The sequence below is a fragment of the Ramlibacter tataouinensis genome, assembly GCF_001580455.1.
GTDB classification, from domain to species: domain Bacteria; phylum Pseudomonadota; class Gammaproteobacteria; order Burkholderiales; family Burkholderiaceae_C; genus Ramlibacter; species Ramlibacter tataouinensis_B.
The window spans coordinates 2,667,333-2,683,589 of the sequence record NZ_CP010951.1 but is presented as its reverse complement, the minus strand read 5'-3'; the positions used below and the strand labels follow the sequence as shown (position 1 = coordinate 2,683,589).

General features: G+C 70.1%; 15 protein-coding genes. 5 read left to right on the top strand and 10 right to left on the bottom strand.

Features of this window, described 5'->3' with window-relative positions:
- Window positions 1-16: 16 nt before the first annotated feature.
- The 4 genes from glmU to UC35_RS12875 form a co-directional block, all read right to left on the bottom strand.
- Window positions 17-1,426, bottom strand: coding sequence for a bifunctional UDP-N-acetylglucosamine diphosphorylase/glucosamine-1-phosphate N-acetyltransferase GlmU (gene glmU, locus UC35_RS12890; protein WP_061500293.1), 1,410 nt, complete (start codon window positions 1,424-1,426; stop codon window positions 17-19).
- 95 nt (window positions 1,427-1,521) lie between these two features.
- On the bottom strand, window positions 1,522-1,809 hold the full coding sequence (locus tag UC35_RS12885) for a hypothetical protein (RefSeq protein WP_061500290.1): 288 nt from the start codon (window positions 1,807-1,809) through the stop codon (window positions 1,522-1,524).
- A 158-nt stretch (window positions 1,810-1,967) separates the two neighbouring features.
- Entirely contained in the window at window positions 1,968-2,957 is a 990-nt protein-coding gene (locus tag UC35_RS12880) for an MBL fold metallo-hydrolase (protein WP_061500286.1), read from the bottom strand.
- A 103-nt stretch (window positions 2,958-3,060) separates the two neighbouring features.
- Window positions 3,061-3,567, bottom strand: a complete 507-nt coding sequence (locus UC35_RS12875; protein ID WP_061500284.1) for a DUF2917 domain-containing protein — start codon at window positions 3,565-3,567, stop codon at window positions 3,061-3,063.
- A gap of 120 nt (window positions 3,568-3,687) precedes the next feature.
- Here UC35_RS12875 and UC35_RS12870 point away from each other — a divergent pair, with 120 nt between their 5' ends.
- Complete coding sequence (locus UC35_RS12870; RefSeq protein ID WP_061500281.1) at window positions 3,688-4,671, top strand: LysR substrate-binding domain-containing protein; 984 nt, start codon at window positions 3,688-3,690, stop codon at window positions 4,669-4,671.
- A gap of 4 nt (window positions 4,672-4,675) precedes the next feature.
- Here the strand turns inward: UC35_RS12870 and UC35_RS12865 are convergent, their stop codons facing one another.
- From UC35_RS12865 to UC35_RS12855, 3 genes are read right to left on the bottom strand one after another with little or no spacing between them, the layout of a single operon-like run.
- Window positions 4,676-6,514, bottom strand: coding sequence for an ABC transporter ATP-binding protein (locus UC35_RS12865; protein WP_082793107.1), 1,839 nt, complete (start codon window positions 6,512-6,514; stop codon window positions 4,676-4,678).
- Window positions 6,504-8,246 carry an ABC transporter ATP-binding protein gene (locus tag UC35_RS12860; protein ID WP_061500274.1) on the bottom strand — a complete coding sequence of 581 codons (1,743 nt, stop codon included), beginning with the start codon at window positions 8,244-8,246 and terminating at the stop codon, window positions 6,504-6,506. The genes UC35_RS12865 and UC35_RS12860 overlap by 11 nt, the downstream gene beginning before the upstream one ends.
- Window positions 8,247-8,274: 28 nt before the next feature.
- A complete protein-coding gene (locus UC35_RS12855; RefSeq protein WP_061500270.1) occupies window positions 8,275-8,862 on the bottom strand; it encodes a 5-formyltetrahydrofolate cyclo-ligase in 588 nt (195 codons plus the stop codon).
- Window positions 8,863-8,872: 10 nt separating this feature from the next.
- Between UC35_RS12855 and UC35_RS12850 the strand changes: the two genes are divergently transcribed.
- The 4 genes from UC35_RS12850 (at window position 8,873) to UC35_RS12835 (ending at window position 13,892) form a co-directional block, all read left to right on the top strand.
- Window positions 8,873-10,906 (top strand): lytic transglycosylase domain-containing protein, encoded by a 2,034-nt coding sequence (locus tag UC35_RS12850; RefSeq protein WP_061500268.1) that lies wholly within the window; start codon window positions 8,873-8,875, stop codon window positions 10,904-10,906.
- Between the two features lie 120 nt (window positions 10,907-11,026).
- Window positions 11,027-11,710 (top strand): glutathione S-transferase family protein, encoded by a 684-nt coding sequence (locus tag UC35_RS12845; RefSeq protein WP_061500265.1) that lies wholly within the window; start codon window positions 11,027-11,029, stop codon window positions 11,708-11,710.
- A complete protein-coding gene (gene dapA, locus UC35_RS12840; protein WP_061500262.1) occupies window positions 11,707-12,612 on the top strand; it encodes a 4-hydroxy-tetrahydrodipicolinate synthase in 906 nt (301 codons plus the stop codon). The genes UC35_RS12845 and dapA overlap by 4 nt, the downstream gene beginning before the upstream one ends.
- A gap of 59 nt (window positions 12,613-12,671) precedes the next feature.
- Window positions 12,672-13,892 carry a multifunctional CCA addition/repair protein gene (locus tag UC35_RS12835; RefSeq protein ID WP_061500260.1) on the top strand — a complete coding sequence of 407 codons (1,221 nt, stop codon included), beginning with the start codon at window positions 12,672-12,674 and terminating at the stop codon, window positions 13,890-13,892.
- 118 nt (window positions 13,893-14,010) lie between these two features.
- Here UC35_RS12835 and UC35_RS12830 read toward each other — a convergent pair whose 3' ends face one another.
- The 3 genes from UC35_RS12830 to UC35_RS12820 are packed head-to-tail and all read right to left on the bottom strand — an operon-like array spanning window position 14,011 to window position 16,247.
- Entirely contained in the window at window positions 14,011-14,934 is a 924-nt protein-coding gene (locus UC35_RS12830) for an ROK family protein (RefSeq protein WP_061500258.1), read from the bottom strand.
- A 1-nt stretch (window position 14,935) separates the two neighbouring features.
- The gene (locus UC35_RS12825) at window positions 14,936-15,130 is read right to left on the bottom strand and encodes a DUF2905 domain-containing protein (RefSeq protein WP_061500255.1); all 195 of its coding nucleotides are present in this window, start codon (window positions 15,128-15,130) and stop codon (window positions 14,936-14,938) included.
- A 25-nt stretch (window positions 15,131-15,155) separates the two neighbouring features.
- The gene (locus UC35_RS12820) at window positions 15,156-16,247 is read right to left on the bottom strand and encodes a class I SAM-dependent methyltransferase (RefSeq protein WP_061500252.1); all 1,092 of its coding nucleotides are present in this window, start codon (window positions 16,245-16,247) and stop codon (window positions 15,156-15,158) included.
- Window positions 16,248-16,257: the final 10 nt, after the last annotated feature.

The window sequence follows — 16,257 nt, the reverse complement described above, 5'->3', positions numbered from 1 at the left end:
GCATCGGACAGGCCCCTTACTTCTTCTCGCCCTTTTTCGGCCGCTTCCAGTTGGCGATGGCCACCTGCTTGCCGCGCGCCACCGACAGCACGCCGGGCGCCGCGTCCTTGCTGATGGTGGAGCCGGCCCCGACGGTGCCGCCGGCGCCGATGGTGACCGGCGCGACCAGCACCGCATTGCTGCCGACGTGCACGTCGTCCTCAATCACGGTGCGGTGCTTGTTGGCACCGTCGTAGTTGGCGGTGATGGCGCCGGCGCCGTAGTTGACGCGTTCGCCCACCGTGGCGTCGCCCAGGTAGGCCAGGTGGTTGGCCTTGGCGCCGCGCGCCAGCGTGGAGTTCTTCACCTCGACGAAGTTGCCGATATGCACCTCCGGCCCCAGGTCGGCACCGGGCCGCAGCCGGGCGAATGGGCCGACGATGGCCTCGGCGCCGATGCGCACGCCCTTCTTCTCGCCTTCCATGTGGGTGAACGGCAGGATCACCGCGCCCGCCTCGATGCGGGCATTGGCAATCACGCAGTTGGCGCCGATGCGCGCGCCCGCGCCGATCGCCACCTGGCCTTCGAACACGCAGTTGACGTCGATCTCGACGTCCTGCCCGCACTCCAGCGTGCCGCGCACGTCGAATCGCGCGGGATCGGCGAGGCGCACGCCCTGCGCCATCAGCCGCATTGCCTCGCGGCGCTGGAACGCGCGCTCCAGCTGCGCCAGCTGCAGCGGGCTGTTGACGCCCTCCACTTCGACCGGATCGCCGGCCTTGACCGCGACCACGGCGGCGCCGTCGTTCTCGGCCAGCGCCACCACGTCGGTCAGGTAGTACTCGCGCTGGGCGTTGTCGTTCGTCAGGCGCGACAGCCAGAGCTTGAGCAGCCGCGACGGCGCGGCCATGAAGCCGGTGTAGACCTCGCGGATCTCGCGCTGCTGCGTGCTGGCATCCTTGTGCTCGACGATGCCCAGCACGGCCTCGCCCTTGCGCAGGATGCGGCCGTAGCCGGTGGGGTCGGCCATGTCGGTGGTGAGCAGGGCCAGCCGCTCACCGCCACACGCTTCGACCAGCCGCTCCAGCGTCGCCGCTTCGATCAGCGGCACGTCGCCGTTGAGGATCAGGGCGACGCCGTCATCCGGCAGCACCGGCACGGCCTGCTGCACGGCGTGGCCGGTGCCCAGCTGCGGCTCCTGGCGCACGAACAGCGGCGCGGCGGCTTCGGCGGGGCGCGGCCACTGCGCGGAGGCCGCTTCGACCTCATCGGCGCCGTTGCCGGTGACCAGGATCACCCGCCGCACATGCAGCGCGAAGGCGGTGTCCATCACATGCTCCAGCAGCGGTCGGCCGGCCAGGCGGTGCAGCACCTTGGGGCGCGCGCTCTTCATCCGCGTGCCCTTGCCCGCTGCCATGATGACCACGTCGATTACCGTCATGCGCATTCCTTCTCGATTGGGGGCGATTATCCGCCCGCTCATCGATGCCAAGCGCATGCTTTGCGGCGCAGCGCCGCCGGACGGCTAGCCGGCTGCCGTGCTCAATGCTCTCCCTTGGAATGCGAGCGCCCTTCGTCCTCGGCGCGCTTCAGCTCGCGCGCCTCCTCATCGGACTTCGGCTTGGCCGCCTTCGCATCGGCCTCCACGTCCGCCTTCTTCAGGTAGTCCGCGGTGCGCTGGTTGTAGTCGCGCGTGCCTTCGTAGCTGCCCTCGCCCATCTGCTGCTTGGCGCCGGGCGCGCCCTGTGCGTCGCCGGCGGCGGCCGGCGCCTGCTCCTCGTCATCGGGCGGTGGCTGCGGGTGCAGGATGCGGGGCTTCTGGCGGGACATCGACGGCTCCTAGGCTTGCGAGCGCGCCAGCTTAAGAGGGCGTCCCCGGCGGTCCTGTCATCCGCCATGCGTGCGGGCTGTCGGATGGTGCCTACGGCGCGTGATGGGCCTTCAGGCCTGCAGCTCCTGCAGGCCTTGTAGGCCTGCCCGCTCCGCGATCAGGCCTGCAACGACGCCCACATCTCCTTGTCGCGTTCGGCGGTCCAGATGCGCGGGTTCTTGATGCCGCGCGCCTCGTCGTAGGCGCGGCTCACATCGAAGGGCAGGCAGTGCTCATAGATGAACACATGGCCGAACAAGGGGTCCATGGACTTGCGGGTGTGGGCCATGGAAGCCTTCAGGTCCATGCCAGCGGCAGCGGCTTCCCGGGCGGCGGCGTACAGGGTCTCGACCCAGCGTTGCGTGTAGGCTATCGCCTGGTTCACTGCCGCCTGGCCCTTCATCGCCTCGCCGCGGCCGGGCACGATCGCCTCGGCTTTCAGCGCGCGCAGCGCCTCCAGCGTGGCCGGCCATTCCTCCAGGTGGGCGTCACCGGTGTAGACGCCGGCTTCGTATTCGACCAGGTCGCCGGAGAACAGCACCTTCTCTTCTTCGATCCAGGCGATGGTGTCGCCACGGGTGTGGCCCGGGCCGGGGTGCCACACCTGCACCTTGACGCCGCCCAGGTCCAGCGTGAGCTTGCCCGGCACTTCGCCGCGCGCCGGCTCGCCGCCGCCGATCACCAGCGTCGGCCAGGTCAGGCCCGGCACCGACTCGGCGTTGCGGAACAGGCGCGGGAAGCGCTCCATCTCCGACTGCATGTCCTGCTGGCCGCGCTCGACGATCAGGTCCAGCGTGCCCTGGCTGGCGATGACCTCGGTCGCGCCTTCGGCGGCGAAGGCGCTCGCGCCCAGCACGCGCACCGCGTGATAGTGCGTGAGCAGCACGTACTTGATCGGCTTGTCGCTGACGCTGCGGATGCGCGCGATCAGGTCCCTGGCCATCGCGGGGGTCGCGGTGGCGTCGCTCACCATGATGAACTTGTCGCCGATGATGACGCCCGAATTGGGGTCGCCCTCGGCAGTGTAGGCCCAGCAGTGGGCGCTGAGCTGTTCGAACGTGATCTTCTTGTCGTCGAGGTCGGCCTGGCTGGCGAACGCTTTGGTCATCGGGTCTCCGAAGGGCGGCGGGCCCAAGTGCAATGCGGTCGATTCTACTTAGCGAAACCGATTACGCATTGTTGAACTTGAGCCTGCACCCCTCCCAAGCCCTTCAGCCCATGACGCCACGCTGGCGGCAAGTCCGCTCTTCCGGCGTTTCGCGGTCCTTGCCGGCGGCGAATTGCCAGGCGAGCCGCGCGATGCCGCCGACGAGGCGACCGAGCCCATCCCCGCCCAGCAGCAGCGCATGGCGCAGGTCCGCCAGCGGTTGCAGCACGGCGGCGAAGTTCGGCACGCGCGCCGTGCGTTGGACGGGAATCGGGTCCCAGCTGAAATAGGCCGGGGTTCCACTGTTCCAGGCCTCGATCACCATCCGCTGGCCGGCCCGCAATTGCAGCTCTTCGCCGGTGCCGACCACATGGTCGCCCATCTCATTGAGCGCGCCGGGGTGCGGTCCGTCATAAGTGGCCCAGATCTGACCATGAGCCACCTTCAACCGACCGGCCTCGCGCGGCTGCAGGGTCAGCGCGCGACCCGCCGGCAGCTTCCAGGTGCCCGGCAGCCGGGGCGCTTCGAAACGAGAGGTGAGGACATCGGTGTGCAACATGGCGTTCTCCAATCAGTCCGGTTTGGCATTGAATCCGTGATTGAATGATCTACCCCGCTCCCTTGGCAGTCCAATGAATTCCGGCTAGGCTATTGATTCGAGTTCCGCATCAATCCACGGACCGTTGAGCTCATGCAGCACTCACAGACGCACCTTCGCACCCGGCCGATCTCGGCCGGCCACCTGCGCGCCTTCGAGGCGGTGGCGCGCCACCTCAATTTCCGCGCCGCTTCGGAGGAGATGGCCCTGACCCAGTCGGCGGTGAGCCGCCAGATCCAGGCGCTGGAAGACGAGATCGGCGTGAGCCTGTTCCTGCGCCACACGCGCGCGGTGGAGCTGACCAGTGCCGGGGCGCTGCTGTTGACCGCCGTGAGCAACGCCCTGCCGCGCATCGACGGCGTGGTGCGCCAGATCCGCCAGAGCGCGGGGCGCCGCACGGTGGCGATCACCACCTTCGCCTCCTTCGCCTCCATGTGGCTGATCCCGCGGCTGGAGCAGTTCCAGCGCGACAACCCCGAGATCGACATTCGCATCGATGCCACCGACACCGCGCTGGACCTCGAGGTGGCCGACATCGACCTGGCCCTGCGCTACGGCCCCGCGGCGACCATGCCACCCGGCGCGATCCGCCTGTTCGGCGAGCAACTGACGCCGGTGGCCAGTCCCTGGCTGCTGAAGAACGGCACGCCGCTGAAGAAGGCCGCCGACCTGGCCCACTTCGCGCTGATCGAAGCCGGCGACGCGAATGCCACGCACCTGGAGTGGCTCACCTGGCGGCGCTGGTTCGGCGAGCAGGGCCTGCCCAAGCTGCAGCCCAAACGCTGGCTTTACTTCAACTACGCCTACCAGATGGTGCAGGCGGCGCTCACCGGCCAGGGCGTGGTGCTGGCGCGCCTGCCGATGGTGGCCGAGGCGCTGGCCAACGGCGACCTGGTCGAGCCGCTGACGCGCGCGCGCATGGACTCGCCCATGGCCTACTGGCTGATCACCGGGCCGCGCAGCGGCCAGCGGCCCGAGATCCGCGACTTCTGCGACTGGCTCACCGAGCAGGGCAAGATCACGCGCAAGGCGATCGGCGAAGTGCCGGACCCGGACCTGGTCGACGCGCTGGACTGAAGCCTCACTCGGGCGCTTCCTCGGGCGCTTCCTCTTCTTCCTCCTCCAGCTGCTGCAGCAGGTACAGCCGCTGGTACAGCCCGCCTTCGATCGCCATCAGCTCGCCGTGCGTGCCGCGCTCGGCGATGCGGCCGTGGTTGAGCACCACGATGCGGTCGGCCTCGCGGATGGTGGACAGGCGGTGCGCGATGGCGACGATGGTGACCTGACCGCGCAATCCGGACAGCGCGCGCTGCACCACCTGCTCGGTCTCCGAATCGATGTGCGAGGTCGCTTCGTCCAGGAACAGGATGCGCGGCTTGCCGGCCAGCGCCCGCGCGATCGCGATCAGCTGCTTCTGACCCACCGACAGCCGCGCCCCGCCCTCGCCCAGCGGCGTGTCGTAGCCGTGCTCCAGGCCCATGATGAAGTCGTGCGCGTGCGCGGCCCGCGCCGCCTCATGCACCTGTTCGTCGGTCATCGCGCGGCCCATCGCGATGTTCTCGCGGGCGCTGGCCGCCAGCAGGAAAGGCTCCTGCGGCACCAGTCCCACTGCCTCACGGAAATGGTCTTCGCCGATGGCATCGACCGGCGTGCCGTCGATGCGGATGCTGCCGGCCGGCGCCGGATAGAAGCGCAGCAGCAATGACAGCAGCGTGCTCTTGCCGCTGCCGGTGTGGCCGACGATGCCGTGGAAGCTGCCGGCGGCGATGCGCAGGTCGAGCCCGTGCAGCACCTGCCGTCCCGGCAGGTAGCCGAAATCGAGGTGCTCGATGGCGATCGCGCCCTCGGTGACGCGGCCGCGCGGCGGCGCCACCGGCGTCTCCGCCTCCTTGAGCAAGGCATGCACCCGCGCTGCGCCGACCATGGCCTGCTGCAGCTGCGCGAACTGCATGGTGATCTGGATCAGCGGCTCGACCACGCGCGCGATGTAGCTGATGAAGGCGTAGAGCACGCCCACTTCCAGCGCCGTCATGCCGACGCCGCCCTCGCTGCGCAGGCTGAACACGAAGATCACGGTGGCCAGCAGCAGCACGTTGAGCAGGTCCAGCACCGGCCGCAGCAGCCAGGCGTTGGCGCGCAGTTCGCGCTGGCGCGAGCGGTAGTGCGCCTCGTTGATCGCGGCGAAGCGGCCGCTGAAACGTTCGGTGGCGTTGCTGGCCTGCAGCACGCCCATGCCGCCGATCGACTCGGCCACCTGGGCGTTGAGCTCGCTGCGCAACTCGCGCGTGCGGGTCACCGCCGGCGCCGACAGGCGCTGGTAGAGCGCGACGATGACCGTCATGGCCGGCACCAGCGTGGCCACGATCAGCATCAGCCGCCAGTCCAGCCACATCATCGCCAGCATCGCGCCGGCCAGCACGATCACGCTGTCCAGCATGACGAACAGGACCTGCACGTACAGCATCTTCACGGCCTCGGTGTCGTTGGTCACGCGGCTGACCAGCTGGCCGGTGATGGCCCGGTCGAAAAAGCTCATCGGCAGCCGCAGCACGTGGCCGTACACGTTCTCGCGGATGCGCTGCACCGAACGCATCGCCAGACCCGCCAGGCGCGTGAGCTGCCGGTAGCGCAGCCAGCTCGCCACCATGCCGGCCAGCAGCGAGCCCAGCAGCAGGACCGCGATCTCGGGCAGGTCGGCGCGGCGCGGCAGCAGGAAGGTGTCGATGAAGGTCTTGGCGATCAGCGGACCCAGCGCTTCCAGCCCGGCCGCCACCAGTAGCCAGAAGAGGCCCTGCACCAGGTGCGCGCGATCCGGCGCGGCGGCGCGCAGCAGCAGCGCGGCCGCGTCACCGATGGTGCGGCGACGCTCCTTCGGCTCCGAAGGCAAAGCCGTTGTTGCGGTGGCGGTGTCAGTCGGCATCGAGGCTCGCCTCCAGTTGTTGGTAGCGCCACTGCCGCGCGTACCAGCCGCCGCGCGAGAGCAGCTGGGCATGGTCGCCCTGTTCGATCAGGTGCCCGCCATGCAGCACCAGCGTGTGGTCGGCATCGGCCACGGCGCTCAGGCGGTGGCTGACGATGATCACGGTGCGGCCCACCCGCGCCTCGCGCAGGTGCGCCAGGATGCGCGCCTCGGTGTCGGTGTCCACCGCCGACAGCGCGTCGTCCAGCAGCAGCAGGGGCGCATCGACCAGCAGCGCGCGCGCGATCGCCACCCGCTGGCGCTGGCCGCCGGACAGCGTGACGCCGCGTTCGCCCACCGGCGTGTCGTAGCCCTGCGGCAGGCGCAGGATGTCCTCGTGCACGGCCGCCAGCCGGGCCGCCGCGATCACCTGCTCGCGGCTGGCATCCGGTTTGGCCAGCGCGATGTTGTCGGCCACCGTCGCCGAGAACAGGAAGGCCTCCTGCGGCACCCAGGCAATCGCGCCGCGCAGCGCCGCCAGCGTGTAGTCGTGCACGTCGGCGCCGCTCCATCGCAGCGATCCGGCCTCCGGCGCGTAGTGGCGCAGGATCAGGCGGATCAGGCTCGACTTGCCGGCGCCGGTGGGGCCGACCAGGCCGAGCGTCCGCCCGGCCGGGAGTTCGAACGAGAGATCGTCGAGCGCCGGCCGGGCCTGGCCGGGATAGCTGAAGCGGATGCCCTGCCCGGCCAGCGTGCCGGGCGTGAGTTGCGCGATGCTGCCATGGTCATCCACGCTGAGCGGCGCATCGAGCACCGGCTGCAGCCGGCCCCAGGCGGCCTTGCCGCGCTCCAGCAGCGACAGCACCCAGCCGGCGGCGAACATCGGCCAGATCAGCTGGCCCAGGTACAGGGTGAAGCTGGTCAGTTGGCCCACCGTGAGCTGGCCCTGCCACACCAGCCAGCCGCCGAAGCCGAGCGTGGCCACGCCCGCGGCGCTCAGGGTGAAGCCCACGGCCGGCTCGTACGCCGCTTCCCAGCGCTGCGCGTCCAGGCTCGCGTCCGCCGCGGCGCCGGCCAGCTGCGAGAACTGCGCCTGGCTGCGCGGCAGCAGCCCGAGCGCGCGCACCGTGCGCACGCCCGCCAGCGTCTCCTGCACCTGGTCGTTGAGCGCGGCGAAGCGGTCCAGCGACAGCCGCCAGGCCGTGTGCACATGGCGCGAGATCCACCAGAAGCTCCAGGCCATGAAGGGAAAGGGCAGAAGCGCGCAGGCCGCCAGGCGCGCGTCCACCCCGAGCGACATCATCGCCACCACCAGCACCAGCGTGAGCGTGCCGTCGAAGCCGGCCAGCATCGCCTCGCCCGCGGCCATCTCCACCGCGTCGATGTCGTTGGTGGCCAGCGCCATCAGGTCGCCGGTGCGCCGGCGCTGGAAGAACTGCGGCCCCTGCAGCGCCAGGCGCGCGTACAGGCGCTGGCGCAACTCCACGCCCAACCGGTAGGCGGCGGCAAACAGCTTCAGCCGCCAGCCCACGCGCAGGAAATACACCACCACGCCCGCGGCCAGCAGCCACGCCAGTTCGGCCAGCAGCGCCTTGCCGGACAGCCGCTGCGCGGCCAGGCCGTCGACCAGGTGGCCGATCTGGCGCGGGATCCACACGATCAGGCAGGCGATGCCCGCCAGCATCACGCCGGACGAGGCATAGGAAACCCAGTGGCGGCGAAGAAACTCGCCGATCAGGCGGTACAGCGACATCGAAGAAGAAGAAGTCGAACGGGCGCGCTCAGCCCGCGGGCCAGACCACGCCGTTGTCGTTCAGGATCGCATCCAGCGGCACGTCGTGCGGCTCGGGCTCGAAGTCGTCCACGAAACCCTGCGTGAATCCCAGTCCAACGGTGTGCGGATGCGGCTCGAGCGTCGCCAGCGTGCGGTCGTAAAAGCCGCCACCATACCCCAATCGATAGCCGCCCGGGCCGTAGCCCACGCAAGGCACGAACAGCAGTGTGGGCACGATGACCTCGGTGTCCTTCGGCTTGGGAATGCCGAAGGCGTCGTTCTCCATCGGGCAGCCGGGATACCAGGCGTGAAATTTCAGCGTGCCGTGCTGTTTGTCCACCACAGGCAGGCCGATGCGGCGCAATTGAGGTTCGTCAAGCAATTCGCCGTCTTCTTTCCAGCGATGCAGCGCCGGCAGCGGGTCGAACTCGCCCTTTATCGGCCAATAGGCGCCGATGACGGTGTCGGGCCGGTTCACCAGCCAGATGCGCATCACGCGTTGCAGCAGGTCGCTGCGTACGTGCCGATCGGGCATGGCAAGGCGCTCGTCCACCAGACGTTTTCGCAGCGCTTTTTTTTCTTGTGACTTGTCCATAATCGCCGATATGTTGTTGAGAATTCTGACACCGATCGCGCTGGCGCTGTCCCTGTCCGCGCAGGCCCAGCCTCGCGGTGACGACCAGGTGGTGGAAATGGGCGCGCAGGCCCAGCCCCGCGGTGACGACTTGGTGGTGGAATCTTGGCAGGCTTGGCGCCAGGGCAACCGTGTCAGACTGGCGCAACTGGTGCCGCAGGTGCGCGGCCACGTGCTGGAGCCTTGGGTCGCGTACTGGGACTTGCGTCTGCGGCTGGATACCGCCAGCCCAGCCGAAGTGCAGGAATTTTTCACGCGTTACGCCGGAACCTACCAGGAAGACCGGCTTCGCAACGACTGGTTGCTGCTCCTGGGCCAGCGGCGCGACTGGGCTGCTTTCGCCGCCGACCACCCCAGCTATCGCATGAACGACGACCGCGAGGTGCGTTGCTACGCCGCGCTGGTCACGCACCTGCGCGAGGGCAGCGCGGCGCCGGCCAGCCTGGCCGACGAGGTGCGGCGCAACTGGTTCGCGCAGCGCGAAGCCGACGACGGCTGCGCCCTGGCCGCCTCGCGCCTGATCGGCGACACCGCCGGCCCCAGGCGCCTGACCGTCAACGACGCCTGGCGGCGCGCCCGCATCGCGCTGGAAGCCGGGCGCCCGCGCGCGGCGGCGCAGGCGGTGGAGATCGCGGCGCCGGAGGCCACCCGCCAGTTCGCCGAATTGAGCAACAGCCCCGCGAAATTCCTCACGAGCCGGGTCACGGTGATTTCCAAGACCCGCAAGGAGCTGGTCGCGCTGGCGCTGATCAAGCTGGCCACCAGCGACGCCGACAACGCCGCCCGCCTGCTGGAGAGCAAGTGGGGGCCGCAGCTCTCGCCCGAGGAGCGCAACTGGGTCTGGGGCGTGCTGGGCAAGCAGGCAGCGCAGAAACTCTCGCCCGACGCGCTCCTTCACTTCTCCAAGGTCAGCCGCGACGGCGACCTCAGCGACGACATGCTGGCCTGGAAGGCGCGCGCCGCCCTGCGCTCGCTGCGCGGGCCACAGTGGCCCGTGGTGCAGCAGGCCATCCAGGCGATGAGCGAGGAAGCGCGCGGCGAGTCCACCTGGGTGTACTGGCGGGCGCGCGCCTTGCTGGCCAAGGGCGGCGACGACAACCGCGCCCAGGCCAGGGAACTGCTGCAGTCGATCGCCTCGGTGCGCGGCTTCTACGAGCAGCTGGCCCTGGAAGAGCTGGGCCAGCCGATCGCCGTGCCGGCCCGGCCCGCGCCCCTGACCGAGGAGGAGAAGGAAGCGGCGCGCCAGAACCCGGGGCTGGACCGCGCCCTGCAGGCGATCGCCCTGGGCATCCGCGCCGAAGGCGTGCGCGAGTGGAACTACTCGACCAACCTGCACCGGCCGGGCGGCCTGGGGGAGCGCGAGCTGCTGGCCGCGGCGCAGCTCGCCTGCGACCGCCAGGTCTGGGACCGCTGCATCAACACCAGCGAGCGGGTCCGCTCCGAGTTCGACGCCGACCAGCGCTACCCGATGCCCTTCCGCGAATCCGTGTCGCGCCGCAGCCGGGAAATCGGCCTGGACCCGGCCTATGTCTACGGCCTGATCCGGCAGGAGAGCCGCTTCGTCACCGACGCGCGTTCCGGCGTGGGCGCCTCCGGCCTGATGCAGGTGATGCCCGCCACGGCGCGCTGGACGGCGCGCAAGATCGGCATGAACGGCTTCACCACCGACCAGCTCAACGACCGTGACGTAAACATCTCGATCGGCACCGGCTACCTCAAGCTGGTGCTGGACGACTTCGGCGGCTCCATGCCGCTGGCCGCCGCCGCCTACAACGCCGGGCCGAGCCGGCCACGGAACTGGCGCAACGGCCCGATTCTCGATGCGGCGATCTGGGCCGAGAACGTGCCGTTCAGCGAGACCCGCGACTACGTCAAGAAGGTGCTGGCCAACACCACCATGTACGCCGCCATCCTGACGGGCGAGCCGCAGTCGCTCAAGGCCCGGCTGGGCATGATCGGCCCGCGCGACGCCCGCCTGCCCGAGCCCAACGACGAACTGCCCTGAGTGGTTACTGGCCACGAGCCGACGGGCGCGGCCGCTGGCGGCGCATCAATTCCGGGGCTTTTTTGCATCAATGACGGCGGGGTCGCGGCGTAGCATCGCGCTCATCCGCGAGGTGAACTCATGCTCAAGCTCTACATCGGCAACAAGAACTATTCGTCCTGGTCCATGCGGCCCTGGGTGCTGCTCAAGCAGGCAGGCATTCCCTTCGAGGAGGTCATGGTCCGCTTCGATTCCTTCGGCGGCGACTCGAACTTCAAGCAGACGGTCGGCACGGTCAACCCGGCCGGGCGCGTGCCGGCGCTGGTCGACGGCGACCTGTCGGTGTGGGACTCGCTGGCCATCGCCGAATACGTGGCCGAGCAGCACCCCGAGAAGCAGCTGTGGCCGCAGGCTGCGAAGGCGCGGGCCCGCGCGCGCAGCGTCTGCGCCGAGATGCACGCGGGCTTCGGCGCCCTGCGCTCGCATTGCCCCATGAACATCGAGGCCTCGCTGACGGAGGCCGGCGCGATCGTCTGGCGCGACCAGCAGGGTGTGCGCGACGACCTGCAGCGCATCACCGAGATGTGGACGGCCCTGCTGCAGGAACACCGCGGGCCGATGCTGTTCGGCGAGTTCACGGTCGCCGATGCCTATTTCGCGCCGGTGTGCATGCGCATCAAGAGCTATGGCCTGCCGGTGCCCGGCCCCATCGCCGAGTACACGCAACGGGTGCGCGAGCTGCCCGGGGTCAAAGCCTGGATCGACGGCGCGCTCGCCGAGAAGGATTTCGTGGCGTTCGACGAGCCGTACCGAACGTCGCGATGAGCGAGCCGGCGATTCGCGCCCCGCGCCGCTGGGGCCGGGTGCTCACCGCGATGGTGACGCCCTTCGACGAGCAGGGCCGCCTGGACTTGGATGCCGCGCAGCGGCTCGCGCGCTGGCTGGCCAGCCGCGGCAACGACGGGCTGGTGGTGGCCGCGACCACCGGCGAAGCGTCGACGCTCACCGACGACGAGCGCCGCGACCTGCTGCGCGCCGTCAGCGAGGCCGTCACCGTTCCGGTGCTGGCCGGCACCGGCAGCAACGACACCGCGCACACGGTGGCGCTCACCCGCCAGGCCCAGGACCTGGGCGCCGCCGGCGTGCTGATCGTCTCGCCCTACTACAACCGCCCGCCCCAGGCCGGTATCGAAGCGCACGTTCGCGCCGCCGCTGCCGCCACCGCGCTGCCGGTGATGGTCTACGACGTGCCGACCCGCACCGGCCGCCGCGTCGCCCACGAGGTGCTGCTTCGGCTGTTCCGCGAGGTGCCCAACATCGTGGCCTTCAAGGACGCGACCGGCGACCCGCCGGCAGCCGCCGCCCTGGTCGCGCAGGCCGGCGAGCATTTCGATCTTTATTCCGGCGACGACGCCTGCACGCTGCCGCTGGCTGCCGTGGGCGCCGTCGGCGTGGTGGGCACCAGCACGCACTGGACCGCGCCCTGGTTCCAGCACCTGTTCGTAGCGCTCGAGGGCGGCAACCTGCGGCAGGCGCAGCGGATCAACGCGCGGCTGCTCGAGTCCTTCGACTTCATCAACAGCGACGCCAGCGTCTACTCGATGTCGATCAAGGCGATGCTGCGGGCGCTGGGACAGGAAGCGGGCGACTGCCGTCTGCCCCTGCCCCCCGCGCCGCCCGCCACGCTGGAGCGCGCGCGGGACGTCTGGTCGCGCCTGGGCGCCTGAAGCCGAAGCGGCCCCTGTCGCCGGGCCGCGCAGGCGACGCGTTGCCTTAGACTGCGCGAATGCAGACCTACATCGTTGGTGGCGCGGTGCGCGACGCGCTGCTCGGCCTGCCCGTCAACGACCGGGACTGGGTGGTGGTCGGCGCTTCGCCGCAACAGATGATCTCGGCGGGCTACCTGCCGGTCGGCAAGGACTTTCCGGTCTTCCTGCATCCGCAGACGCGCGAGGAGCACGCCCTCGCCCGCACCGAGCGAAAGACCGCCGCCGGCTACCACGGCTTCGTGTTCCACGCCGAGCCCAGTGTCACGCTGGAGCAGGACCTTGCGCGCCGCGACCTCACGATCAATGCCATGGCGCAGGACGGCGCCGGGCGCATCATCGACCCCTTCGATGGCCGCGCCGACCTGAAGGACCGCGTGCTGCGGCACGTGACCGTCGCGTTCCGAGAAGACCCGGTGCGCATCCTGCGCGTGGCCCGCTTCGCCGCGCGCTTTGCCGATTTCGCCGTGGCGCCGGAAACCCTGCGCCTGATGCGCGAGATGGTCGAGGCCGGCGAAGCCGACGCGCTGGTGGCCGAGCGCGTGTGGCAGGAACTGGCGCGCGGCCTGATGGAGGGCAAGCCCTCGCGCATGTTCGAGGTGCTGCGCGAATGCGGTGCGCTGGCCCGGCTGCTGCCGGAAGTCGACCGGCTCTGGGGCGTGCCGCAGCGCGCCGACTACCACCCGGAGGTGGACACCGGCGTGCACCTGATGATGGTGCTGGACATGAGCGCGCGCCTGCAGGCGCCGCTGGCGGTGCGCTTCGCCTGCCTCACGCACGACCTGGGCAAGGGCACCACGCCGCCGGAGATCCTGCCGCGCCATATCCGTCACGAGGAGCGCAGCGCGCAGCTGCTCAAGGGCGTGTGCGAGCGGCTGCGGGTGCCGACCGAATGCCGCGAGCTGGCCGATGTGGTGGCGCGCGAGCACGGCAACATCCACCGCAGCGGCGAGTTCGGCGCGCCGGCCCTGGTGCGCCTGCTGGAGCGCTGCGACGCCTTCCGCAAGCCGCAGCGCTTCGAGCAGGTGCTGCTGGCCTGCGAATGCGACGCGCGCGGGCGCCTCGGCTTGGAAGAAAGTCCCTATCCGCAGCGCGCCCGGCTGCTGGCGGCGCTGGCCGCCGCGCAGTCGGTGCCCACGCACGAGATCGCGGCGCGCGCGCAGGCCGAGAACATCAAGGGGCCGGGGGTGGGGGAGATGATCCAGCAGGCGCGGATCGAGGCGGTGGCGCAAGCGCTCTGACTTTCTCCCTCCCCCTCCGGGGGAGGGCAGGGGTGGGGGCGCAGCGACCTCCGAGCGCCCCCATCCCAGCCTTCCCCCGGAGGGGGAAGGAGCAATGCCCTGACTCAGCTCACCTCGATCACACCAGCAGCGCCAGCGCCGCGTAGTCCCCCACACGGTCTTCGAGGCCGGCGCCGACCAGTTCGCAGCCGGCCGTCAGCGCCGGCATCTTGCCTGCCACCTGCGCCCGGATGCGCGGCAGCAGGTAGTCGCGGTTGTGCCAGAACACGCTGCCGCCGATGCTGATGCGTTGCAGGTCCAGCGTGGTGACCAGGTTGTAGAGCAGGCGGCCCATGATCCGGCAAAGCTCGTCCACGATGGCCTCGGCCGCGCGCTCGCCGGCCTGCGCGCGCGCCAGCAGCGTGGCGGCGTCGGCGCCGAAGCGCCGGCTGAACGAGTTGCCGCCGATCAAGGCCTCCACGTCGCCCACGTTGCCGCAGCCGCAGAGCGCGTCGCCGTTGTCCGAGACGAACATGTGACCGGCATGGCCGGCGTTGCCGTTCTTGCCGCGCAGCACATGGCCGTCGACGCACAGGCCGATGCCGATGCCGGTGCTCCAGGTGACGTAGGCGCAGTGGTCGAAACCCTGCAGCGCGCCCCATCGGCGCTCGGCCTCCAGCGCGGCGACGCAGTCGTTTTCCACCCGCAGTTCGCGGAAGCGCTGGCGCAGCGGCCCTTCCAGCAGCGCCGTCTTCCAGTCGTTGGGCAGGCCGCGCGCCGGCCCGGCGATGCCGCCGCAGATGTTGGGTGCGGCGACCTCGATCAGGCCGGCCTGCATCACGAAGGGGCCGCAGGAGGAGACGCCGGCGCGCTCGATCGAGGCCGGCGCCAGGTTCAGTTCCTCACAGGCGGCGTCCAGCATGCGGATGACCTGGCGCGCCAGCGCATCGTTGTTGCCTTCCTTGGCGGTCGGCTCGGTGCGCCGCGCGAGCAGCTCCAGGCCGGCGCCGCTGTTGAGGCTGACCGCGACCTTGGTGCCGCCGATGTCGATGCAGGCCTTCATGTCAGATGAACTTGGAGAGCAAACCCACGATCACGCTCAGCAACACCGTGGTGGCCAAGGGGATGTACCACTCGCGGCCGAACAGCTTGAAGCTGAAATCGCCCGGCAACTTGCCCAGGCCCAGGCGCTTGAGCCAGGGACTCAGGCCGTTGATCAGTAGTAAAGCCAGGAAGACGACGATCAGCCAGCGAATCATGAGGAACCAGTTTAGGGCCTGCGGCCTACAGCGTATGGGTCCGGTCGCCTTCGCGGAATCCCACCGCGTCCCAGAAGTCGCCACGGTGCAGGCCGATCACCTTGAACAGCTCGCCCATCTCGTGCTCGGCAATGAGCCGTTGCCCGGCGGCGCGTTCGGGCAGGGGCGCCTGCTCCAGCAGGCCGGCGACGCCGCAATTGACGAGAAAGCGCGCCTGCGTCGTGTAGCCCAGCGTCGCCAGCCCGGCCTCCTGCGCCGCGACGGCGATGCCGGTGAAATTCACGTGCGCCGTGATGTCTTTCTCGCCCACGCTCACCAGCGGGTCGGTGTCGGCCAGGTGCCCGCGGTGGCACATCAGCGTGCCCATGTGCCGCTGCGCGTGGTAGTACTCGCGCTCGGCGAACCCGTAGTCGATGAAGAAGGCGGCGCCGCGCGCCAGCCGGTCCGCCAGCGTGCGCACGAAGGCCTCGGCCTGCGGATGGATCTCGGTCAGGTAGTCCTGCGTGCCCCAGACCGCGAGCGGCGGCCGCAGCTCGGTCGGCCGGTCCTGCCATTCGAACTCGGATCCGACCACGTGCACGCCGCGCTCGTGCCAGCTGCCGCGAAAGCGCGCCAGCAGCTTGACCGGCATGGCATCCAGCACTTCGTTGCCGACCACCACGCCGCTGAAGGACTCCGGCAGCTCGCTTACCCAGTGCACCTTGCCCCCGAACGGGGCCAGCCGCTGCTGCTGGCGCTCGCGCAGGCTGCCGGACACGTCGACGATGGTGTAGCTGGCGACGGCGTCGCCCAGCGCCTCCAGCAGCTGCGCTGCCAGCGCGCCGGAACCGGCGCCGAACTCCCAGACCTCGCGCGTGTCGGTGGCTTGCAGCGCCTCGCGCAGCTGCACGGCCAGCGCCCGCCCGAACAGGGGCGTCATCTCGGGGGCGGTGACGAAATCGCTGCCGGACACCGGCAGCTGGCCGAACTTGCGCGAGGTGTTGGCGTAGTAGCCCAGGCCCGGCGCGTACAACGCCAGCGCCATGAATCGGTCGAACGGCAGCCAGCCGCCGGCGCGCTCGATCTGCTGCTTCAGCAAGGCGGCCAGGGCCCTCGTTACACTGGATGCTTCGGTCACCCCGCGATTG